The organism is Amycolatopsis sp. M39 (assembly GCF_001651785.1).
GTDB classification, from domain to species: Bacteria; Actinomycetota; Actinomycetes; order Mycobacteriales; family Pseudonocardiaceae; genus Amycolatopsis; species Amycolatopsis rubida.
On sequence record NZ_LWSF01000001.1, the window covers coordinates 840120 to 860384 of the forward strand.

Annotated in this window: 22 protein-coding genes and 1 pseudogene; 14 read left to right on the forward strand and 9 right to left on the reverse strand. The window is 69.0% G+C overall.

Annotation, left to right across the window (positions count from 1 at the left end; translation table 11 throughout):
• Positions 1–70: 70 nt before the first annotated feature.
• The 7 genes from A4R44_RS52180 (at position 71) to A4R44_RS03995 (ending at position 4555) form a co-directional block, all read left to right on the forward strand.
• Positions 71–511, forward strand: coding sequence for an Imm1 family immunity protein (locus A4R44_RS52180; protein WP_369805822.1), 441 nt, complete (start codon positions 71–73; stop codon positions 509–511).
• Between the two features lie 20 nt (positions 512–531).
• Positions 532–900, forward strand: a complete 369-nt coding sequence (locus tag A4R44_RS45240) for a hypothetical protein (RefSeq protein WP_095213175.1) — start codon at positions 532–534, stop codon at positions 898–900.
• On the forward strand, positions 893–1072 hold the full coding sequence (locus A4R44_RS47750; protein ID WP_157904819.1) for a hypothetical protein: 180 nt from the start codon (positions 893–895) through the stop codon (positions 1070–1072). Before A4R44_RS45240 ends, A4R44_RS47750 begins: the two co-directional genes overlap by 8 nt.
• Positions 1073–1082: 10 nt before the next feature.
• Complete coding sequence (locus A4R44_RS03980) at positions 1083–1322, forward strand: hypothetical protein (protein WP_067576366.1); 240 nt, start codon at positions 1083–1085, stop codon at positions 1320–1322.
• Positions 1323–1632: 310 nt separating this feature from the next.
• Positions 1633–2439: a helix-turn-helix transcriptional regulator gene (locus tag A4R44_RS03985; protein WP_067576367.1), complete on the forward strand. Its 807-nt coding sequence runs from the start codon at positions 1633–1635 to the stop codon at positions 2437–2439.
• Between the two features lie 143 nt (positions 2440–2582).
• On the forward strand, positions 2583–2891 hold the full coding sequence (locus tag A4R44_RS03990; RefSeq protein WP_067576368.1) for a type VII secretion target: 309 nt from the start codon (positions 2583–2585) through the stop codon (positions 2889–2891).
• Positions 2891–4555 carry an alpha/beta hydrolase gene (locus A4R44_RS03995; protein ID WP_067576369.1) on the forward strand — a complete coding sequence of 555 codons (1665 nt, stop codon included), beginning with the start codon at positions 2891–2893 and terminating at the stop codon, positions 4553–4555. The genes A4R44_RS03990 and A4R44_RS03995 overlap by 1 nt, the downstream gene beginning before the upstream one ends.
• 585 nt (positions 4556–5140) lie before the next feature.
• Here A4R44_RS03995 and A4R44_RS04000 read toward each other — a convergent pair.
• The 6 genes and pseudogenes from A4R44_RS04000 to bla form a co-directional block, all read right to left on the reverse strand.
• Positions 5141–5386 carry a VOC family protein gene (locus A4R44_RS04000; protein ID WP_157904820.1) on the reverse strand — a complete coding sequence of 82 codons (246 nt, stop codon included), beginning with the start codon at positions 5384–5386 and terminating at the stop codon, positions 5141–5143.
• A gap of 64 nt (positions 5387–5450) precedes the next feature.
• On the reverse strand, positions 5451–5732 hold the full coding sequence (locus tag A4R44_RS49950) for a hypothetical protein (RefSeq protein ID WP_232791486.1): 282 nt from the start codon (positions 5730–5732) through the stop codon (positions 5451–5453).
• A 97-nt stretch (positions 5733–5829) separates the two neighbouring features.
• Positions 5830–6186, reverse strand: a pseudogene (locus tag A4R44_RS49955) (decarboxylase); the annotation flags it as partial.
• A 292-nt stretch (positions 6187–6478) separates the two neighbouring features.
• Positions 6479–6682 carry a hypothetical protein gene (locus A4R44_RS48780; protein WP_067576370.1) on the reverse strand — a complete coding sequence of 68 codons (204 nt, stop codon included), beginning with the start codon at positions 6680–6682 and terminating at the stop codon, positions 6479–6481.
• Between the two features lie 347 nt (positions 6683–7029).
• Positions 7030–7551, reverse strand: coding sequence for a D-alanyl-D-alanine carboxypeptidase family protein (locus A4R44_RS04015; RefSeq protein WP_067576371.1), 522 nt, complete (start codon positions 7549–7551; stop codon positions 7030–7032).
• Entirely contained in the window at positions 7548–8444 is an 897-nt protein-coding gene (bla, locus tag A4R44_RS04020; protein WP_067576372.1) for a class A beta-lactamase, read from the reverse strand. The genes A4R44_RS04015 and bla overlap by 4 nt, the downstream gene beginning before the upstream one ends.
• A 111-nt stretch (positions 8445–8555) precedes the next feature.
• On the opposite strand from bla, the gene A4R44_RS04025 reads away from it, so the two are divergent.
• Together A4R44_RS04025 and A4R44_RS04030 are read left to right on the forward strand one after the other, a co-directional pair.
• Positions 8556–9434 (forward strand): LysR family transcriptional regulator, encoded by an 879-nt coding sequence (locus A4R44_RS04025; protein WP_093577064.1) that lies wholly within the window; start codon positions 8556–8558, stop codon positions 9432–9434.
• A gap of 4 nt (positions 9435–9438) precedes the next feature.
• Positions 9439–10344 carry a serine hydrolase gene (locus tag A4R44_RS04030; protein WP_067576623.1) on the forward strand — a complete coding sequence of 302 codons (906 nt, stop codon included), beginning with the start codon at positions 9439–9441 and terminating at the stop codon, positions 10342–10344.
• Between the two features lie 363 nt (positions 10345–10707).
• Here A4R44_RS04030 and A4R44_RS04035 read toward each other — a convergent pair whose 3' ends face one another.
• Positions 10708–11661, reverse strand: a complete 954-nt coding sequence (locus A4R44_RS04035) for an SEFIR domain-containing protein (RefSeq protein WP_067576374.1) — start codon at positions 11659–11661, stop codon at positions 10708–10710.
• Positions 11662–11840: 179 nt separating this feature from the next.
• On the opposite strand from A4R44_RS04035, the gene A4R44_RS04040 reads away from it, so the two are divergent.
• The 4 genes from A4R44_RS04040 to A4R44_RS04055 all read left to right on the forward strand — a co-directional run bounded on the left by A4R44_RS04040 (position 11841) and on the right by A4R44_RS04055 (position 17947).
• Positions 11841–12416 (forward strand): TIR domain-containing protein, encoded by a 576-nt coding sequence (locus A4R44_RS04040; RefSeq protein WP_067576375.1) that lies wholly within the window; start codon positions 11841–11843, stop codon positions 12414–12416.
• 3 nt (positions 12417–12419) lie between these two features.
• A complete protein-coding gene (locus A4R44_RS04045; protein WP_067576376.1) occupies positions 12420–14027 on the forward strand; it encodes a KGGVGR-motif variant AAA ATPase in 1608 nt (535 codons plus the stop codon).
• A 76-nt stretch (positions 14028–14103) separates the two neighbouring features.
• Positions 14104–14730, forward strand: a complete 627-nt coding sequence (locus A4R44_RS04050) for a hypothetical protein (protein WP_067576377.1) — start codon at positions 14104–14106, stop codon at positions 14728–14730.
• Between the two features lie 772 nt (positions 14731–15502).
• The gene (locus A4R44_RS04055) at positions 15503–17947 is read left to right on the forward strand and encodes a helicase HerA domain-containing protein (RefSeq protein ID WP_232791487.1); all 2445 of its coding nucleotides are present in this window, start codon (positions 15503–15505) and stop codon (positions 17945–17947) included.
• A 48-nt stretch (positions 17948–17995) separates the two neighbouring features.
• Here the strand turns inward: A4R44_RS04055 and A4R44_RS04060 are convergent, their stop codons facing one another.
• Entirely contained in the window at positions 17996–18703 is a 708-nt protein-coding gene (locus A4R44_RS04060; RefSeq protein WP_067576378.1) for a trypsin-like serine protease, read from the reverse strand.
• Positions 18704–18962: 259 nt separating this feature from the next.
• On the opposite strand from A4R44_RS04060, the gene A4R44_RS04065 reads away from it, so the two are divergent.
• Complete coding sequence (locus A4R44_RS04065; protein ID WP_067576379.1) at positions 18963–19379, forward strand: STAS domain-containing protein; 417 nt, start codon at positions 18963–18965, stop codon at positions 19377–19379.
• A gap of 106 nt (positions 19380–19485) precedes the next feature.
• Here the strand turns inward: A4R44_RS04065 and shbA are convergent, their stop codons facing one another.
• Positions 19486–20136: an RNA polymerase sigma factor ShbA gene (gene shbA / locus A4R44_RS04070; protein ID WP_067576380.1), complete on the reverse strand. Its 651-nt coding sequence runs from the start codon at positions 20134–20136 to the stop codon at positions 19486–19488.
• Positions 20137–20265 lie beyond the last annotated feature (129 nt).

A 20265-nucleotide genomic window follows, 5' to 3' on the forward strand; every position in this document is an offset into this window, starting at 1 on the left:
GAAAGAGTTGTCGGCATCGATGAATGAACAACGAAAATCGGCGGAAAGAACGGGGGCGAGTCGACATTTCATGATCCTGACAGCACTGCTCACAACCGGCACTGTTCAAGTTGTGGACGGGTACGATCGGTCGGTCAGGCTGATCGATGACATTCTGGGAATCGAGCACGTCGACTGGGAAAGCACGTTGAACGTCGGCGAGGAACCCTACTACCAGTCCAAGGAATTCGGCCCCTTCCCGGATCATCAGTTCCGCATCAGTGCACGGGCTTCTCTGGGGGTCGCCGCCTGCAACTACACGGACAACAACGATCCCGTCATGGGCAATGCCATAAGCTGGAACCCGCGCCCGGCGGGTGATGCCATGCTGATATTCAACGGAGCCACCGGATCAGTGTTTCCAGCATCCGCTTCCATACCTATCAGCCTGGCGAGAGAGTCATTGCTTGAATGGCTCAATACCAGAAAAAGACCCACCTGTATCGAATGGCGACCTTACGATAAATTCTGAGGCGTCGAGCGGAGCGAATCATGAGCAATACGGGGTCAGCGGCAGTCCTGGGCAGTCCAAGGGTTGCGCCTCGCGCCTACGGCTACATGCGTGTGCCTCGTGATGTGCCGGACGATAAAGTCAAGCGACTCGAAACTCAGCTTGTCGAATATTCCGAAAAGTCAGGACTTCATTTTGTCCGGTTCTTTTTCGAGTTCAATTGCGGATCTCACGAGGCTTTTGAAGAACTGGTTGCCGAACTCGTGCGCACCGATGCGCATCATGTGGTGGTGCCGAGTCTTCGCCATCTAGCCCAAAATGGCCTATTGCAAGACCAGATGCTGGAACGATTGCATTTCTCGGCTCGCGCGCAAGTTCTCGCCATGCGACTGAGGACAGCAATTGAGTGAAAAGAATCCCAAGAACCCCAAGTCCGATCGAAAGCCGACTAAAGAAGAGGCGCAAGTCGCCGCAGCGGCCCTGCAGGCCCTGCATGAAGGAAATGTCAGACAGGCAAGACTGCTCAACAAGATCCTTGAGATGACCCAAGAAGACAACGACAACGAATCGCAGGGAAGCTAGCAGAACGACTATGGACAAAGAAACCAAGGCGCTCATCGACTCGCTTCGAGCCGTGAGCGGCCATGCAGAATCCATCGCCAGCGCCTTGATGCTTGGCAAGATGACGCCCCAAAGTCAGCACGAGTACGCGGGCATGCTCGGGGAGCTCTCCCAGCTTCTTCACGAACATGCCGCCATCCGCGAGACGTCCGGACACGCCGTCCGGTGCCGCCCGTCGTCGCCCCGACAGAACCCGCCCGCGCTCCCGTGAACGGCTGGGTGTTGTTCTCGCTGGCAGTGGCGGCAGTGCCCCTGATCGCCCTCGCCGTCTGGATAATCGGCGAGCAGGCCAGCAGCCGCAGGCGACGCAGATTCCTCCGGCGTTACGCGTCGCGTTCCGTAACAGGAATCCGCCAGCGCATCGACCGGGAAACCGCCACCGAGGCAACTCGCCCCATCCCCGCAATCCGACACGGAAAGCTCGCGGCCGACTCGCTTCAAGACGGCACATTCTCCGGTCGGCTTCCCCTCTCGAAAAGTCCGCGACGCTACGCGCGTCGATGCACCCGTGGAGCACCGGCATGCTGGAAGACATAACGCTTGTCCCCGAAACGCTGTCCTCGGCTCAGCACGACATGAACGAGCGCAACCCCGGCGCGAATGCCCCACCGAGCCGGATGCTGGCCTTCCATCGCTACAACGTCGAAATGTTCCGCCTCGCGGGCGAACAATTAGTGAACGACCGCAGCGGCGACGACTGGCCCGGCTGGTGTTTCGACCTCCAACTCAAAGCCGTAGCCGAGTACGCGCGGAGAATAGAAGACGACAGCTCGTCCGGTCGCCATTGCCCGTGCCGGATTCCCGCGGTCGCAAGCCTGCTGCGTGTCCCTCCGATGCTGCGGTTCGGCGAGTGGATGGGAGCCACAGCCGTCCACATGCCCACGGGATTGGACGGCCTCGCGGAACGAACCGGCTTGGCACCGGACTACGTGAAACGCGTGTGCTCAGGGCGGTCGTCCGTGCGGTCGCTGGCCACGGTGGCAGCAGTGGCGGACGCACTCGGGCAGGACCGCGAAGTCGCGGCCGTGCTGGCACTTCGCGACCTGACCACGGGCTTCCACGGGCTGGACCCGCACGACGCGACGCCGACAACGGCCGAGGGATGTGACGCCATGACACCCGACAAAGACAAGCCAGACGCCTCGGCGGAAGACCGCGCGGGCGACCTGCGCGCGAGGCTGGAAGAAGCGGCCGAGACGCTGCGACAGGCCACGGACGCGGGCACGTTCCCGCCCCGGAGCGCGGCGGCGCTCGCAGAGTGCTTGGACGCGCTCACAGAACGGCTGCCCCGAGCCGAGGGCTCCCACGACGCTGGAGGCTCTGAGTAGGACTACGCACCCGCCGGTGAGTAGTCCTACCGGGTCGGAGTGGGCAGTGTCCCCCGTTTGTCCCCCGGTCGCGGTGTGGGGCGTGTATTGCCTGGTCCCGGTGCCGTACCCTGTGACGGACTGATCACGGGGAGGGATCGCGGATGGGTTTCACCACGGTGCCCGACGCGCTGCGCGCAGCGGGCCGGACGGCGGGCGAGAAGGCAGGCGCGCTGCGCGGCGCGGACTGCGCGGAGCCGGTGGGCCGGGTGTCCGGCGCGGTGCCGGGCGGGCGCGCGGCGGCTGCTGCGGGGCATTGCCGGGAGGCGTGGACGGAAACGTTCGCCGAGTGGTGCGCCGAGGCGCAGCGGTTCGCCGACCGCCTCGGTTCGGCGGCGGACCGGTACCAGCGCGGCGACCGCGCCGCCGCCGGGGCGTTCCCGGCCGGGCCGGGGATGCGGGGGCCGCGCTGATGGTGTCTCTGGCCGACGTCCGCGCCTGGAATCCCGGCGTTCTGGACGAGATCTGCTCGACCTTGCAGGCCCGCACGCAAATCCTGGTCCACGAGGGAGACGACTACGGCAAGGTCCTGCCGGTGGAGGACTGGAGCGGCCCGGCTGCCGACGACGCGGCGGCCCAGCACCGGGCGTTGATGCACGGGCTGGACACGATCGCGGCCGGGGCCGCCGCCATGGGCAAGGCGATCGGGCAGGCCGCCGACGCGATCACCGGCGTCCAGCACGCCCTGACCGACGCCGAGGAGCTGGCCCGCAAATACGGCTACCGCATCACCGACTCCGGCGGCATCGCCGACACGTTCGCAGGCCAGCAGCCACCGGCGGACCTGCACCCCGAGGACCGGGCCCGCGCCCACGGCCAGCTGGTGGACGAGGTCGCGCAGATCCTGCGCACCACCGACGACATCGACACCGACCTTGCTTCGGTTCTGGACCGGGCGGCGGCGGGCCAGTTCGGCACCGGGAACGAGTCGACTGTCGCCGCTGCCGCCGCCGACGGCGGGAAAGCCCCCGGCCTCACCCTGCCCGAACCTCCGCCGAACGCGACCCCGTCCCAGAACGCCGCCTGGTGGGCCACACTCTCCGCTGCGGGACGGAACATCCTTGTCCGCGACCGCCCCGGCTCGATCGGCGCCATGAACGGGCTGCCCGCCGCCGACCGCGACCGGGCGAACCGAGCCGTGCTCGACCGCGACTATGCCGATCTGCAACGTCAGCGCGACGATATCCGGCACCGGCTGGACGGGACGAAACGCAGCGACCCGCAACAGCAGAAGGAGTACTACGCACTGCAAAAACAGCTGGACGAACTCAACGGCAAAATCGCCGGAATGGACCAGATCAAAAACCGGCTCGACCACGCACTGCCCGGCCAGCCGCCCGCCTACCTGCTCGGCATCAACCCCGCCAGCTCCGGGCAAGCCATCGTCGCGATCGGCGACCCCGACCACGCCGCCAACGTCGCCACCTACGTCCCCGGAACCACCGCCGGACTCAACGACGGAATGCACACCGACATCGAACGCTCAGACGCGATGGCAGCCAAAGCCATGCAGTTGGGCTCTCCTTCGACGTCGGTGATCACATGGGTGGGATACGACGCGCCGCAAAGCGTGCTTCCGGACGCGGCCAGCACCAGTTTCGCCGACAAGGCCGAACCGTCGCTCCGCAACTTCCAGGACGGGCTCGGAGCCGCTCACCACGGACCGGTCAACACCACCGTCATCGGCCACAGCTACGGCACCACCGTCGTCGGCCAAACCGCCCGCGACCTCGGCCTGCCCGCCAACAACCTCGTCATGGTCGCCAGTCCCGGCGTCGGCGTCGACCACGCCAACCAACTCCACCTCGACGGCACCCCCCAAGACCAGATCGGCCAGCACATCTACTCCACCAAATCCGTCACCGACCCCATCCCCGCCTTCACCAACTTCGACGGCCCCGAAATCGGCCTCGACCACATCGACCCCCTCGGCCCCGACCCCACCACCGACTGGTTCGGAGGACAAACCTTCCACTCCGACGCCGGAAACCCGATCACATCCCACAGCGACTACTGGAACAAGGACTCTCCCGCACTCAAGTCCATGGGCAAGATTATCGCCGGAAGCAAACCATGATTCGCAGTTCCTGGAATAAGGCGGCGCGGCCTCTGATACTCACGGCGTTGGTCGCCAGCTCGATCGCCGTGGCCGCTTGTGGAGGCGCACCTATGCAAAGTACTCCCTCGTCCGAGCAGGCCAAACAACTAACAGTGCAAGCTGTTCATGCTGCTGCGGCTAATTCTTTTCCTCCTGGATACAAGCTGACTGAGATCGTCTTTCCTGGGGAGTCTTGCACGGACTCGTCAGATAAGGAGACGGGTCAAGTGAGGGTTGGTGTTACATACTGGGTCGATGGCCCGGACCGCGCGCATAACGACAGCTACTATGAAAAACTCAAGAAATGGTGGAACGACAATGGCTGGACGATCGAAACTGACACATGGACGGGCGAGCAATTTGCCAACGCCCATAATAATGACGGTTACCTGATGAGTCTTACGGGTACGGTAACCGGAACCGTCCTAGGCCGCCTGAGCATCGGGGCCAGTTCGCCGTGTGTCTGGCCCAACGGAACGCCCGAGCCCCGGTCCTGACTGCGCTCGGCAGCTTGGGCATCAACGAGCTTTACCCGTGTCCCCCCGGAGCTGCGTGCACAGTTGCTCACGGCATGTGCACGCGTCGCCCCTGCCTTCCTGCTGGATCGATTACTTCTTCATAACATCTACCCTCGGGCACCGGCTGGAACAGCAGCGACGGCCGGTCCGGCGCTTTCAGCTCGACGTAGGTGAGTCCATGGCTGTCCCGCCACCGCTCGGCCCGCGGGTAGCCCAGCGCTTCCCGCCAGAATTCGGCGAGCGCGGCGGCGTCCCGGCAGTCGACGGTGACGGCGATCAGACGGCTGCTCATGCTCGGGGAGTTACCCGCGATCGGCCGCGGTTATGCCGGGACCTTGGCTGTCCAGAGCGGACAGTCAATGCGGATGGGCGAGCAGGGTGCCCAGACCCGGCCCGGCGGCCGGTCGGCCGAGCAGGGTGAGGCAGTGCCAGAGCGTCACCTGCGTCGCGGTCAGCACGGGTTTGCCCGCCCGGTTTTCGAGCTCGGCGAGCAGCGGCGCGGTGTGCAGCGCGGTCTCCGGGAGCAGCACGGCTTGGGCGTCCGAGGAGGCCGCGGAATCGACCAGGTCGCGGATGCGGGCGCCGTCCCACGTCGCCAGATCGCGGTCCGAACCGGCGTCGGCCGAGACGGCGTGCACGGTGGCGATGTCTTCCTCGGCAAGGAACGCCGAGAACGCGTCGGTGAGNGTCGGTGAGGTCGGGCGCGTACACCGAGGCGAGCGCGATCCGCTTGAGGCCGAGCCGGTGCGCGGCCGCGAGGAAGGCCAGCGACGTGCTGCTCGCCGGGACGTCCAGCGCGTCCGTCAGAGCGTCGGTCTGCGTCTTGGCCACGGCGACGCCGTCGATGAAACTGCAGCTCGTGCAGGCCCAGCTGACCACGCGCGGGGGCGTCGTGAACTTCGCCGCCGTCCGGACCAGCCGGTCCGGCTCGCTCAGCTCGCGCACGGCGGTGTGGACGTTTTCCCGCTCGACCACGCGCCGGGCCCAGGGCACGTAGGCGAACTCCACGCCGGGCCGGGCGTCCAGGCATCCGGCCAGCGCGGTGAAGTCGTCTTCGGCGCAATCGCGAGTGGGATACAGCAGACCGATCATCTCGGGCAGTGTCGCATTCGTTCGCCCGGATGGCAGAACTTCAGGAGCCGGGGCCGGAGCAGCTCTCGCCTGCGGGCGGGGCCTTGGCCGGGCGGGGCTCGCCCAAGTCGAGGTCCATCGCGCCGTCCTTCGGGGGACTCGTACCGCATCAGGGAGCAGGTCGTGCCGAAGCGCCCGAGGCAGATCGCCTTGCTGCCGTTCCGGTACCGCCCCGCCGGAGTGCCCGCCAGGTCGACGGGCTCGCCCGCATCGGCGGCGGTGCCCAGGAAGGCGTCGCAGTCCAGGAGGCTCTTCAACCTTGCGCCGCGACGTGGAGCAGCGGAGCGTCCACCGACAGCCACTTGCCGTCCATCGTCGACAGGGCTCCGGCGATCTTGGTCAGCGCGCGGGTGACTTTGATCCACATCCTGTCGCCGACGCGCACGAGCGACAGCGCCGCGCGGTCCTTCTCGATCGAGCCGCCTGCACTGTCGTGGTTGAGCCGCAGGTCGACCACGAGGCCGTCGGTGCTCGTGCCCTTGACGTGGACCGCCCTGGCCAGGCCCAGCTCGTTCGCGACGGTGTCGCCGACCGTCGCGGCGTCGGGCGGCGCGTCGAACTCGCGGCGGCGCTGACCGGCGGCAGGGCGGGACTGTCCCGGGGCCGGAACAGGCGGCGCACACGAGCGCGGCCGTGATGGCGCCGCAGCGCAGGAGGGGGCGGATCATGCGATTCCCGTTCGGACAGGCCCAGGACGCCCCCGGGCGCATCCGCTTATCGCCCGGCTCAGGGGTGCGTTACGGCTTGTCCGGTTTCGTCGCGTATCCGTGACTCGCGGCCTGGTCCACAGTGGACGAACCGGCCTCAGCTGGCCGCGCGCGTGGCGGCGAAACCGGGGTGCGGCAGCCGCTGCGGGCGGCCGTCCGGGTGATACTCGAAATGCCACCATTCGTTGTCGTACACGCGATACAGGCCGAACCGTCCACCGTGGACTTCGAGCCACTGCGCGCCTTCGCAGGGCCGCACGTCGAGCGCGACGCCTCGCACGTGCTGCGATTGCGCGGGCGGGAGCGTGAGGTGCAGGGCGAGTTCGTGCGACCCGGCGCGCTGGACCTCGGCGTGGAACAGGCCGGCCTGCGTCGCGGCGTCCCGGTGGCCGGACGTCAGGCCGAGCAGGATTCCGTGCCGCCACAAGGCTTCGGTGCGTGCCGCGGTGAACGCGGCGTACGTGCCGGGCGTGAGCCCGGCGAGGTTTTCGGCCGGATAGCGGGCCCCCAGCGCCCACTGGCACGCGACGTGCCGTGCCCGGCCCCGCGCGACCACCCACGCGACCGGCACGAAAAGCACCGCGAGCACGTGGGTGGCCACTCGGTAGATTCCGGTCACTGCAACGCCTTCACGACCGCGGCGGCGGCCCGCGCGATCAGCTTGTCGTCGGTCTTCGCGTCCTTCTGCCGGCGGTCGGACAGCACGGCGAGCACGATCGGCGCGCGGTGCGGCGGCCACAGCACGGCGATGTCGTTGCGCGTGGCGTAATCGGCGGATCCGGTCTTGTCCGCGACCTGCCAGTCCGCGGGCACGCCCGCGCGGATCACGTGCGCGCCGGTGGTGTTGGCGCGCATGATCTTGGTGAGCACGGCCCGCTTGTCCGCCGGGAGTCCCGAGTCGAGCGCGACGGCGCGCAGGTCCTTGGACCAGGCTCGCGGGGTGGTCGTGTCCCGGACGTCACCAGGGCTCGTCTCGTTGAGAGCGGGCTCGATGCGGTCCACGCGGGTGACCGTATCCCCCAGCCTGCGCAGCTCCGCGGCCAGCCCGGCGGGACCGCCGATCTCGCGGAACATGAGGTTATCCGCCGTGTTGTCGCTGTAACGCAGCGCAGCGTCGAGGACGCTCTGTAACGACATTTGCTCCCCGATGTGCTTCTCCGTAATCGGGGAATTGGGCACGAGATCGCTTTGCCGAATCGTGACCGTGCGGGTCAGATCATCCCCGCGGTGCAGGATCGCTGCCGCGTTGAACACCTTGTGCGTGGAGGCGTAGGCAAAGCGGTCGTCGGCGTGATAAGCGACCTCGCGGCCGTCGCCGGTGTCGATCGCGTAGACGCCGAGCCGGGCGTCGAAAGCCTTCTCCAGCGCGGCGAAATCCGGCTGCGCGACCGTCTTGGCCGCGACTGGCGCGGCGGACTGCGCGGAACTCGCCGGAGCGTCCGGTGGTGCTGGTGCGGCACACGAGGCTAGCGCGACCAATGCGAACGAGGCCAGGGTCAGCCTGCGGAACACGGGGTTCTCCCTCCGAAGTCGATCAACTCCCCAGCAGCGTGCCCCCGGCGGGTTCATGCGGTCCAAGACACTTCTGTGCGAGTTGATGCGGATCTGGCATAAGCTCTGGTCGTGGACTTGGTCGGCTGCTGCAAGGCGTTCGTGAGCGTGACCGAAGCGGGGAGCTTCACCGGCGGCGCGGCGGTCGCGCAGATCCCGCAGCCGGTGGCGAGCCGCCGGATCGCCGCGCTGGAGCGGCACCTGGGGGAGCGGCTGTTCGACCGGTCGACCCGGCGCGCGCGGCTCACGCCGTTCGGCCGGGACCTGCTGCCGTCCGCGCAACGCCTGGTGCGGCTCGCCGAGGCGATGGAATCGGACGCGCAGCGCGCGCGCCGGCGGCCGTTGCGGCTGGCGGTCCCGGACACGTCGACCACCCGCGATCTCGCCGAACTCGAAGCGCAGGCGCGGACGGTGGAGGTCTTTCTGGAGTTCCGCGTCGCCGGGCCTGCGGAGCGGGCCGAGCTGGTGCGGACGCAGGAGGTGCGGGCCGCGCTGGTCGCGGTGCCGCCGGAGGACGGGGTGTGGACAGTGCCGCTCGGGCTGGCCAGCGAGGCCGAGCCGGAGGAAGCCGTGGTGCACCTGGAGACCCTGCGCGCGGGCCGGTCGCCCGGTGCGCGGCGCCGGGTGTGGGTCCAGCCGGAGGACGACGTGCCGCACGTCCGCGACCGGGTCTTCCGCGCCCGCGACGCGGCCGGGTTGCTTCCCGCGCAGGTCGAGGTCGCCGGGACGTTGACGACGGCCGCGGCGAGCGTGATCGGGTCGGCGGATCTGCTGTTGTGCTCGGCGGATCAGGCGCGCGAACTGGGGCTGGCGTGGCGTCCGGTGGGCGGCGTCCGGCTCGCGCGGGGGTACGACGTGGCCGCGGGGCTCGGCGACGACGTCGGCCGGGTGCGGACGCCGTTGCGCGCGGCGATAGCGCGGTGTCTCGGCGCGGATGTTGCGGCAGACTGACGCCGTGAACACTGAGGCGCTGCTGGCGCGGTTGCGGGACGAACTCGACGAGGGCGGGCTGCGCGGCTCGTTCCTCGTGCGCGATCTCGGCTCCGGCCGCGAGCTCGGGATCGAGCCCGACCTGGAGTTCGCGACCGCGTCGCTGGTCAAGGTCCCGCTCGTGGCGGTCACCGAGGACCGGATCCGGCGCGGCGAACTGGACGGCGCGCAGCAGGTGGAGGTCGAACCCGGCCGGGCCGAGAGCGCGGGGCCGACCGGGCTGGCGCGGTTCCGGCATCCGGCGCGGGTTTCGGTGGCGGACCTGATGTACCTGGCTTCCGCGATCAGCGACAGCGCGGCGGCCGACGAACTGTTCGCCCTCACCTCGCCCGCGGAGGTCACGCGGACGGTGCGGGATTGGGGCATCACCGGCATCTCGGTGCGGCATTCGCTGAGCGAGCTGAGCGACACGCCGGTGGAGCGGTTCGCCGCGGCCGACGTGCACCTCGCGCATTCGCTGGCGATCGGCGCGGTGACCGAGGGGCAGGGGCATCCGGTGCGGCAGCTGGATGTTTCGCGCGCGAGTTCGGGTTCGGCGCGCGCGTTCGCCGACTTGCTGACCGCGTTGTGGACCCCGTCGAAGATCGACCCGGACGTGTCCGCGCGGGTGCGGCGGCTGATGGGCGAAAACCTGCTGCGCCAACGGCTGGCGCCGGATTTCGCGTCCGATTCCGCGAAGTGGTCCTCGAAAACCGGGACGCTGGTGAACCTGCGGCACGAGATCGGGGTGGTGGAGCACTCGGACGGGCAGGCGTTCGCGGTCGCCGCGCTCACCGAGTCCCGGGTGCCCGCGGCGATTCAGCCGGAAGCGGAGATCCTGATGGCGCGGGTCGCGCGGTCGCTGCGGGACCGCTTGCGCGCTCGCGGATAGCGGGCCGGCCGGATCCGCCCTCGCGGCGAATCCGGCCGGTTCCCTCCCCTCAGGCCAGGCCCAGCAGCGTGAGGATGAGAACGATTCCGTGCGTCTGCATTTTCCCGCACCTCCCTCCCGGATCCAGGCACGGAAAACCCCGTCGCGAAATAGCGGTATTTCTCGGCTGATCGGGTTTCCGTGCTTCTCGGCGAACCGCCCGGAACGAGCGGCGTGCACCCAGAATGCGATCCGGGAAGGAGGGCGGAAAGGGGTTTCCTGTTTCCTCGGCGAGGAGGAAACACCTGCGGAGAGGTTCGGGAGGGGAACCCTGAAAGACTCTGATTCCCTCCAGGGTTCCCCTCGCAGACGTGGCCGGGGCGGCTAGCGGAGGGTGGGGTTTCCCCAGGCCAGCGCCGCCGGACGGGTCGTGCGGGCGGCCGGGCCCGCCGCGGGGCGGCGGATCTCCAGCCGCAGCCGCCGGACGCCGGTGACGTCGAGTTCGGTGTGCCGCGGGCTGCCGGCCGCGGAATGGTCGAGGTGGCGGATCTCCCCGTCGAGCCGGACGCAGAACTGCCCGATCTGGAAATCCGCGTCCTCGGCGTCGTCGAGCACTCCGGCGACCGCGGTGAAATGCGCGTAGGAGCCGCCGAGGTCGATCTCCGCGAATGCCCACGCCCCGGAAGTGGGCCCGGCGGTGCGCAAAACGACGCTGTGCTCGTAGCTGATCCCGTCGATCCGCGCTGAGCCGGCGGTGACGTCCGCGCTCTTCTCGCGCCACGGCAGTTCGGTCGCCGGCACCGGACCCGGTGCGGAATCCGTCGCCCCGCGCCAGATCCCGCGCACCGGACGCTCGTTCCGGCTGCGCCCGGTGATCGCGGAGACCAGACCGGCGACGCCGTCTTCGGTGAAATCCGGAATCCGGAAATGCGTGGTGGAATACGGGGTGAGAAACGCCGGGACGTCTTCGACGGAGGCGCCGGGCAGCACCACCGGCAGGATGCGGGTGGTCTCGCGCTCCAGGTCGCGGGTGAGCGCGTCACGCATGATCCGCGCCTCGAACTGGGAGCCGCGGCCCTCGTCGAAGGGCGCCTCGCCGTCCGCGCGCCGCCGGTAGTTCGGCGAGGCGATCACCAGCACGAAATCGGCGGCGCGGATGTTCCGGATCGCCCAGGCCGACCAGTCGAGCCGGGAGGCGTCGTCCCATTGGTCCAGCCGTACGTCGAGCCCGATCCGGGCGCGCAGGAAGGTGGCGAAGGTCCCGACCTGCCGGTAGTGCTCGGCGGCGGTGTCGTGGGCGTAGCTGATGAAGATCCGGGGCGGGGCGGGGGCGGACATCGGGCTCCTCGAATTCCGGCGGCGGCGACCGGTCCAGTCTCGGGTCCGGCCGGCGGCAACGGGTTTTCGGCCACAAAGTGTCCAGAATCTGTCCCTTGCCGGGGTCTTTCCCAAAGGTATCGTCGTGGTCCGAGTCCCGGATCGCCAGGACGCGGAAATCGACGGGGAGCGCTGTCCAGGTGTATCACTACGACGTTTTCATCAGTTACCTGCGCACCGCCGACCCGATCGCCCGGTGGGTGCGTAACCATTTCCATCCGCGGCTGTGCGAACTGCTGGACGGCAACCTCGACCGGGAGGTCCGAGTGTTCTTCGACGGGTCGGTGCGAGTCGGCGACCGCTGGCCGGACGAACTGCGCAATGCGCTGCAGCGCACAAGGATTCTCGTCCCGGTGGCATCCGGCCAGTACTTCTACAATGAGTGGTGCCTCGCCGAATGGGCATCGATGGCGCATCGCGAGAACCTCGTCGGCGGCGCACGCCCGGCAACGCTGATATACCCGGTTATCTACGCTGATTCGAAGAATTTCCCGCCGTTCGCGCATCAGCGCCGTTGGCAGAACCTGACCGATTGGAACCATCCGTACGAACATTTCCAGATTTCGCCCAAGTACATCGGTTTCCACGACAAGATGAACGAGATCGCGCAGGAGCTGGAGGAATTGATCAGCGCGGCTCCTCCGTGGCAGCCGGGCTGGCCTGTGCTCACCCCGGTGCCGGACGACCCGCCGACCTCCCGCGTTCCGAAGTTCTGACCGATGACCGGCACCGTGATCACGTTCTACTCGTTCAAGGGCGGCGTCGGTCGCAGTTTCGCGCTGGCCAACATCGCTGTGCTGCTGGCGCGCTGGGGCCATCGCGTGCTGTGCGTCGACTGGGACCTCGAAGCGCCCGGCCTGAGCGACTATTTCCGGCCGATGCTGGACCGCGAGCCCGACGGCGGCGTAGTAGACCTCGTGACCGACTTCCGTGCCGGAACCGTGCGGCCGGACCGGCACATCCTCCGGCTGGCCCCGGGCGGCAATTCGCCCGGCACGCTCGATTTCCTCGCCGCCGGCCGCGACAGTACCGATTATCCCGCGCAGGTGCAGGGAATCGACTGGGAAAGCCTGTACGACGACCGGTTCGGCGCGTATCTCGAAAAGTGCCGGGACCACTGGACCGCGAACTACGATTACGTTCTCCTCGACAGCCGCACCGGGATCTCCGATGTCGGCGGCATCTGCGCGGCGCACCTGCCGGACCGGCTGGTCGTCCTCTACACCGCGAACCGGCAAAGTGTTCGCGGCGCCGTCGACATCGCGAAACGGGCCAACGTCGCCCGGAACGCCCTGCCCTACGACCGTCCGCAGCTGCCGGTGCTCCCGGTGCTCTCGCGGTTCGACACGCGCGAAGAGTACGACCGCTCGGAGAAATGGCGGAAGTTCTGCGTCGAGGAGACCAAAAGCCTGTTCGAATCCTGGCTGGACCAGGACGTCCTGCCGGAAGTGATGGCCCGGCACCTCACCCTGCCGTACGTGTCGTACTGGACCTTCGGCGAGCAGCTTCCAGTGCTGCACGAGGAAAGTCCCGGCGCGGACCAGGTCGGCTTCGCACTCGAAACGGTCGCCGCGGTGATCGCGCACTCCTTCGACCGCACCGAGCTGCTGGAAGAAAACCGCGACGCTTACGTGGCCGCGGTGCGCCCGCAGAAGAAGGATTTCGCCTATGACATCCAGGTGAGCATGCCGCGCTCGAACCTGACGGCTTCCCGCGCGGTGGCCGACGAACTCGAAAGACTCGGGATCCGGGTGGGGAAGTCGCTGTCGGGCGACCGATCCCGGCTCGGCCGCGCGGAAGCCGAGGCCCGGCACCTGTGCCTGGTGATCGACGGCAAGGCGAGCCGATGGCAATCGGCGGAGGCGGAGCTGTTCCTGCACCGCACGCTGGGACACGACCGCAAGCTGATCCTGGTGCTCACCGAGGGCACCGACCCCCGGGACCTCTCCGGCTATCTCGGCAGCGTGCGGTATCTGCAACTCGGCCCGATGAACGGAGCGCTGAAGGTCGCCCGCAGCCTCGCCGACGAGATCGGTGCCGGGCGGGCCCTGGTCGACACCGGTCAGGCCGATCTGGTTTCCCTGCTGCGGCAAGCTGAACACGCCCGGCTGCGCCCGGAGCTGTGGGACCTCGTTGGCGAATTCGCCAGCGAGATGCCGGGCGCGGTCGGAGCCGGGGACAGCGTGCGCGCACAGGAGCTCGGCGCGGACCTTGCCGTGCTGCTGCGCCCGCGCCGCGACGACGGCGCGATGCCGCCGCCGCTCACCGTCCGCGAAGCCCTGGCCTGGGCTCAGCAAGTGCTTGATGTGCGGGTGAACGGCGGCTAGCCGCGTTTCGCCCGGCTCGACCCCCAGTACGCCCCGTCCGCGCCCGCGGCCGGGGTACCCCGAGGAAGGACGGCGGATGCACGAACGACTGAGCCACAAGCAGTCCGCGGCGATGATCGCGCTGATGGTGCACGGCCGGGAGATGTCGAACCCGGAGCTGCGCAAAGTCGCGGGCTTCTCGCTCGACGGGAGGGACCGGCTGAAGCTCAACGAAAAGTACGTCAGCAGCGAGAAATCCGGGCGTGCGTTCGTGCACCGGCTCACCGACCCCGGCTGGGACTGGTGCGAGGAGGAACTGGCGGCGCTGACCCCGCCGGAGCCGGTGCGGAGCACGCTGACCGTGGTGGCTTACTTGGCGTTGCACGGGTTCTTCGAGTATCTGCGGTTGCACAACGTTTCGCTGAGGGCGGTGTTCGCGGGGAGTGATGCTCCGCAGGCGGTGGACCTGGAAGAGCTGATCAGGACTGCGTACCGGAAGCTCGCGCACGAGCCGCGCGATTGGGTAGGGCTGGCCGACCTCCGGCCTTTGCTCGGCGGCGTCGCGACGGCTGAGGTCGACGCGGTGCTCAAACAGCTGAGTCGTACCGGGCAAGCGCACTTGGTGCCCGAGTCGAACCGGAAGGCGCTCACCCCGGCGGACCGGGAGGCGGCCGTGCGCATCGGCGGTGAGGACAATCATCTGCTCTCGATCGAGGCGTCATGATCGAACACCTGGCTGTCCTGGCGACGCTGCGGTTCGACTGGGCGGACACGCCCGACCACGTGTGGCGTGATTCGCCGTACCACGTCGACGGCTTGCACCCAGAGGTGATGGCCGCGATCGACGTGGGCATTCGCGATGCGGCGGCGAGCGACGCACCGAGCCCGATCGGTCTGGTGATGCAGGGGCACAAGGGCGTCGGCAAGACCCATCTGCTCGGGATGGTCCGGCGGGCGGTCCATCGCGCCGGAGGGTACTTCTTCCTCAACGACCTCACTTCGGGCGACGCGTTCTGGGAGGACACCGCCGACGCCCTGCGCCGCGGCCTCCTGCGCGCGGACGCTTCCGGAGAACCGCAGGTGCGAGGTTTCCTGCGGCGTGTGTGCGAGCGCGGCGATGTGCCATGGGAAAGTGCCTCGGTTTTGCTGAGCGGACGCGGGCTGAGCCGAGCACACCTCGACGCGTTCGTGCTGGGGCTGCGCAAGCTCGATCGGCAGGTCGGGGTCGAATGCGCGGACACAGCCCGCGCGCTCGCTTTGTACGCGGCGGAGGACCTGACTCAGAACGATATCGGCGACGAGTATCTCGGCCGCTTCGAGGAAGCAAGGTCTGGTACTCGGCGCAAGTGGGGCATCCGGGCGAAGCCGAAGGCGTCGTTGGAGCAGGTTCNCAGGTTCACGACATCACGCGTCTGCTTGCGCTTACCGGCCCGCTCGTGATCGGCGTCGACCAGCTCGACACACTAGTGGCCCGGTCCGCTTTGCTCGCGAGGGAAATGCGGCAAAGACGAGAGGACGACTTGCTCGTCGCCCAGATCGCTGACGGGTTGATGGAGCTCCGCGAGGTCACCCGGCGGACCGTGACCGTTCTCGCCTGCCTGCCCGCGACGTGGACGCAGATCAAAGTCAAGGCCGCCGACACCGTCGGCGACAGGTTTCGGGAAACGACCACCCTCGGCCGGGTTCTCGACGCCAGGGTCGGCAAGCAGCTGGTCGAGCGCCGACTCGGGTTCGCTTACGCCGCAATGGATTTCATTCCGCCGCATGCCACCTGGCCGGTGGCGCCCGCTGCGTTCGACGAACCGTGGGAGGAATGCACCCCGCGTGAGATGCTGAAGCGGATCGGAGCGCACATCGAGGCGTGCGTACGCGCCGAACAGGTGCAGGAAATGACTTCCTTCGATCCGGACGTCCGCGCGGTGCTGCCGGCGCGTCCGGAACCGAAACCCGATCGCTTCACCGAACTGGACGAGTGGTTCGACCAGCTCCGGGCGGAGGCGGACCCGTCGGCGCTGCTCGACCACAAGGTTGAGGACGAGGTGATGCCCCGGCTGCTCTCGGCCGCACTGCGCGGCTGGATCACCGAGGTCGGCGACGACGAGATGGAGTGGGACACTCGCGTCAGCGAGGACGAACTGCACGCCTGGCTCACCCATACCCTCGACGAGGCCAAGGATCTGGAAGAACACTGGGCGTTCCGCGCGATCTCGGCGAAGAACCCGATCGCCGTGCTCAGCCGGTTCCGGAAGGCCCGGTCCGCGGCGGGGCTGCGGGCGGGCGCGGGGAACCGGCATCTGGTGCTGATCCGGAACTCCTCGTGGTCCAAAGGGGAAAAGACCCAGGCCGAGCTCCAGGCGTTCGAAGCGGCCGGAGGGAGGCGGCTCAAGATGTCCGAAGCGGACGTCCGCACGTTCTGGGCGCTGGACGAGATGTTCGTCAAGGGCGGCCCGGACGTCCACGAGTGGCTCATCGACCGCAGGCCGGCCCGGCGCTCCCAGCTGCTGTCCGGAGTCCTGCCCGACGCCGCCGTGCGTTCCGGAGGCCCCGCGAAGCCCGCACCGCCGAGCCCGCTGCCCGCGGACAAGCGACCCGCAAACGCGACGCCCGCTGCCCAGCCCTCCCTCTTCACCCCCTCGCCGACCCCGCGCCCGCACCGCACCGGAACCGCTCAAGCCCCTCGTTCCGACGGAACCCACCCGCCGCCCGAGGACTCCCTCACCCTCGGCGCCGAAGCCGGATCCGGCGAACCGATCCGCATCGAACTGTCCGCCCTGCGCAAGCACGCCGCCGTCTTCGCCGGTTCCGGGTCGGGGAAAACCGTGCTCCTGCGCCGGATCATCGAGGAATGCGCGCTGCTCGGCGTGTCGTCCATCGTGCTCGACCCGAACAACGACCTCGCCCGCCTCGGCGACCCGTGGCCGAGTCCGCCGAACGGCTGGGGGCCCGAAGACGCCGAACTCGCCGAGCGCTACTTCGAGGGCACCGACGTCGTCGTCTGGACACCGGGCCGGGCCACCGGGCGGCCGCTCGGGTTCGAGCCGTTGCCGGACTTCGCGGGGGTGCTCGACGACGAGGACGAGTTCTCCGCGGCAGTCGAGGTGGCGGTCGCCGCTCTCGCGCCGCAGGCCCGGCTCACCGGCAGCACCGCGAAGGCGGACATCGGCCTGGCCGTGCTGCGGCAGACGATCGTGCACCACGCCCGCACCGGGTCGCGGAGTCTGCCGGAGCTGATCGACGTCCTCGAAGATCTGCCCGAGGGCGTCACGAATCTCAACGGCGGCCGGAAGATCGCCGCCGAGGTCGCGGAGCTGCTCAAGGCCGCGATGGTCAACGACCCGCTGTTCGCCGGAGCCGGAACCCCGGTCGACCCGGCGTTGCTGCTCGCTCCGGCGGACGGCAAGCGGGCGCGGGTTTCGGTGATCAGTTTCGCCGGGCTGCCGGCCGAGGCGCAGCGGCGGAGTTTCGTGAACCAGCTGCAGATGGAGCTGTTCGCGTGGATCAAGCGGAATCCGGCGGGGGACCGGCCGCTGGGCGCGCTGTTCGTGATGGACGAGGCGCAGACGCTCGCGGCGTCCGGTTCGCTCACCGCGAGCACGCGCAGCACGATCGTGCTCGCGGCGCAGGCCCGGAAGTACGGGCTGGGGCTGCTGTTCGCGACGCAGGCGCCGAAGGGCCTGCACAACCAGATCGCCGGCAACGCGATGACGCAGTTCTTCGGGCGGCTCAACAGCCCGGCGCAGATCGCCGCGGCGAACGAGATGGCGCGGGCGAAGGGGAGTCCGGTGGCCGACATCTCGCGGCTGGAGCGGGCCCAGTTCTACGTGTCCGGCGAGGCGTTCGGGTTCCGGCGGGTGTCGACGCCGCTGTGCCTGAGCCACCACCCGGCGAGCCCGCTGCGCCTCGAAGAGGTGCTCGCGCGGGCCAGGGGCGGGCAGGGGTGAAACAGCGGCCCGGGCCCGGGGATCCGTCCGGACCCGGGCCGCTGCGGATCAGACGCCCGCGACCGACTGGATCCAGTCGCGGTACTGGGTGACGTTGATGTAGGCGGTGTAGGACTGGCGGTCGCTGGTGGAGGCGACGCCGACCTGCTTGCCTCCCGCGTACATCGGGCCGCCGGAGTCGCCGCCCGCGGTGATGCCGTCGCCGCGGTTGGCGCACACCGAGACACCGGCCGCGCCGTCCGGGCAGTCGACCGAGGTGACCTGGACGTTCGCCACCTTCAGCACCTGGGACTGGCAGTTGATCTCCGGCTGGTCGGTGCAGGTCGCGCCCCAGCCGTAGACCTGCGCGGTGTCGCCGACGTTGACGTCGCTCGCGGTGCCCAGCGGCGCGTACTCGGTCTGGACCTTCTGGTCGATCTGGACCAGCGAGATGTCGGCGTCGGGGGAGTCGTGCACCGACGTCGCCGAAACCTCGGTGCCCTGGGTCTGGTCGAGGCTGCCGACGTGGAAGGTGATCTGCTTGCCGCCCGCGCCCTGCGTGCAGTGCCGGGCGGTGAGGATCCAGTCGGGGGCGATGATCGTGGCCGAGCAGAGTTCCTCGCCGCCGGCGAACATCCGGGCGGCCGCGTGCAGGGAGTCGGCGGTGCCGCCGTCGATGATGGCGGGCTGAGCGGGGGCGGCGGTGGCCGGGGCCGCCGCGGCGACGGCGGCGAAGGCCAGGCCGGACAGGACTGCGGCGGTACGCGCGATTCGCACTGGTGATCATCTCCGGTGGGTACGGGGAGGTTCGGTCAGGTACTGACCCACCGTCGTGAATGTCGGTAAATGACGGAACCCGCCGAAGGTCGGGCTGAGTCAGTTCCCGACTTTCGTCGTAGGGCAAGCGGACCAGCCCGCGGTGACGAGGCGCCGACACCGACTGTGAGCGCGGTCACCATGCCGCGAGGTCCAGAATGGTGTCGGGTGAACGAGCGGGCGCGACGGGCCCCGCCTGGACAGGGAGCGCTGCACGCGGATGGAAGCCGGCTCACAGGGATCGGCACGGCTGAAGTCGTCGTACCGCTACGACGACCTCGACGTGCTCACGCTGCTGCTGGCGGGGGAACTCGACGCCGGCACCGCGCTGGTGGTGGTGCGGGCGGTGACGTTCGCGCTGGCCAAACGCCCGATGGCGCTGGTGCTGGACCTGACCGGGCTGAGCGAGCTGAGCGACGCGGGCGTCCACGTCCTGCGGGCCGCGCAGGACCGCGCGGCCGCCGAGGGCGTGGTGCTGCGGCTGCTCGCGCACCCCTCGGGCGCGGCGGGCCGCAGGCTGGCCGAAACCGGGATGACCGGGGTGTTCGACATCTACCCGGACCGCACGGCGGTCCGCGTGGAGACCGACCGGATCGCGTTCCTGCGCCGGATGAAACGGCGGCTCGACGCGGGCTGAGCCGGTCCGGATCCGGGCCCGCCCGCGCCGTCGAGGTGGCCCGAGCGGGTGAACTTCGGAGATTTTTCCACCAGTGGCCCGGACCAGCTCCGGCGATGGTGCGAGTTCACGCCAGCAGCGCTTCGGCCAGTCCCTGCTGCTGGATCGAGTCGCGCAGTTTCGCCAGCGCGCGGCATTGCGTCACCCGGACGTTGCCCGGCGAGATCCCCAGCGCCTTCGCCGTTTCGGCCGACGTCAGGCCGACGACGACGCGCAGCGTCAGGATTTCCTGTTGCAGCTTCGGCATCCCGGCCAGCAGCCTGCCCAGCGAGGCGCCGAGGTCGGCGGTCAGCGTGTGCGATTCGGGACCGTCGCCGAGATCCGGGTTCTCCGGGACGTCGGACACCGGCCGCGAGCGGTCGCGCGCCACCGCGCGGAACGCGTCGGCCACCTTGTTCGCCGCGATCGCGCGCACCAGATGCAGGAACGACCCGCCGCGGTCCTCGTAGCCGCGCACGGCCTGAAGGACCGCGATGCACACCTCCTGCGCGACGTCGTCGGCCGACAGGTACGACAGGTCGCGTCCGCCGATGCGGGCGCGGCAGTAGCGCGCGATCACCGGTTTCAGCAGCGCCAGCAGTTCCGGAGCCGCGCCGGGGACGCCGTCGCGGGCCGCGCGGACCACGGTTTCCAGACGCTGCGCCAGCCCGGACGGGCGCGGCAGCGCGGCGAGCGGGACGTAGCCTTCGACGGGTTCGGGCACGGTGGCGGTGGGCATAGGGGGTCGGTCCTTTCCTACGGGCGGCCGCGGTGGTCTCGCCCGCTCGATCCGGGAGTCGGCCGCCCGGGCGCGGACGTTGCGCCCGCGCAGGTGTTGTCCAGCTTCTGTCCGTTGCGCGGCAACGGA

What these genes read in the sequence shown, in the direction of transcription:
- A4R44_RS03995 (WP_067576369.1), top strand. Translation starts at nt 2,891, where the DNA reads ATGGTGTCTCTGGCCGACGTCCGCGCCTGGAATCCCGGCGTTCTGGAC.
- A4R44_RS45240 (WP_095213175.1), top strand. Translation starts at nt 532, where the DNA reads ATGAGCAATACGGGGTCAGCGGCAGTCCTGGGCAGTCCAAGGGTTGCG.
- A4R44_RS04065 (WP_067576379.1), top strand. Translation starts at nt 18,963, where the DNA reads ATGGAAGCCGGCTCACAGGGATCGGCACGGCTGAAGTCGTCGTACCGC.
- A4R44_RS04045 (WP_067576376.1), top strand. Translation starts at nt 12,420, where the DNA reads ATGACCGGCACCGTGATCACGTTCTACTCGTTCAAGGGCGGCGTCGGT.
- A4R44_RS03990 (WP_067576368.1), top strand. Translation starts at nt 2,583, where the DNA reads ATGGGTTTCACCACGGTGCCCGACGCGCTGCGCGCAGCGGGCCGGACG.
- A4R44_RS52180 (WP_369805822.1), top strand. Translation starts at nt 71, where the DNA reads ATGATCCTGACAGCACTGCTCACAACCGGCACTGTTCAAGTTGTGGAC.
- A4R44_RS04050 (WP_067576377.1), top strand. Translation starts at nt 14,104, where the DNA reads ATGCACGAACGACTGAGCCACAAGCAGTCCGCGGCGATGATCGCGCTG.
- A4R44_RS04000 (WP_157904820.1), bottom strand. Translation starts at nt 5,386, where the DNA reads ATGAGCAGCCGTCTGATCGCCGTCACCGTCGACTGCCGGGACGCCGCC.
- A4R44_RS03980 (WP_067576366.1), top strand. Translation starts at nt 1,083, where the DNA reads ATGGACAAAGAAACCAAGGCGCTCATCGACTCGCTTCGAGCCGTGAGC.
- A4R44_RS03985 (WP_067576367.1), top strand. Translation starts at nt 1,633, where the DNA reads ATGCTGGAAGACATAACGCTTGTCCCCGAAACGCTGTCCTCGGCTCAG.
- shbA (WP_067576380.1), bottom strand. Translation starts at nt 20,136, where the DNA reads ATGCCCACCGCCACCGTGCCCGAACCCGTCGAAGGCTACGTCCCGCTC.
- A4R44_RS04055 (WP_232791487.1), top strand. Translation starts at nt 15,503, where the DNA reads ATGCGGCAAAGACGAGAGGACGACTTGCTCGTCGCCCAGATCGCTGAC.
- A4R44_RS04035 (WP_067576374.1), bottom strand. Translation starts at nt 11,661, where the DNA reads ATGTCCGCCCCCGCCCCGCCCCGGATCTTCATCAGCTACGCCCACGAC.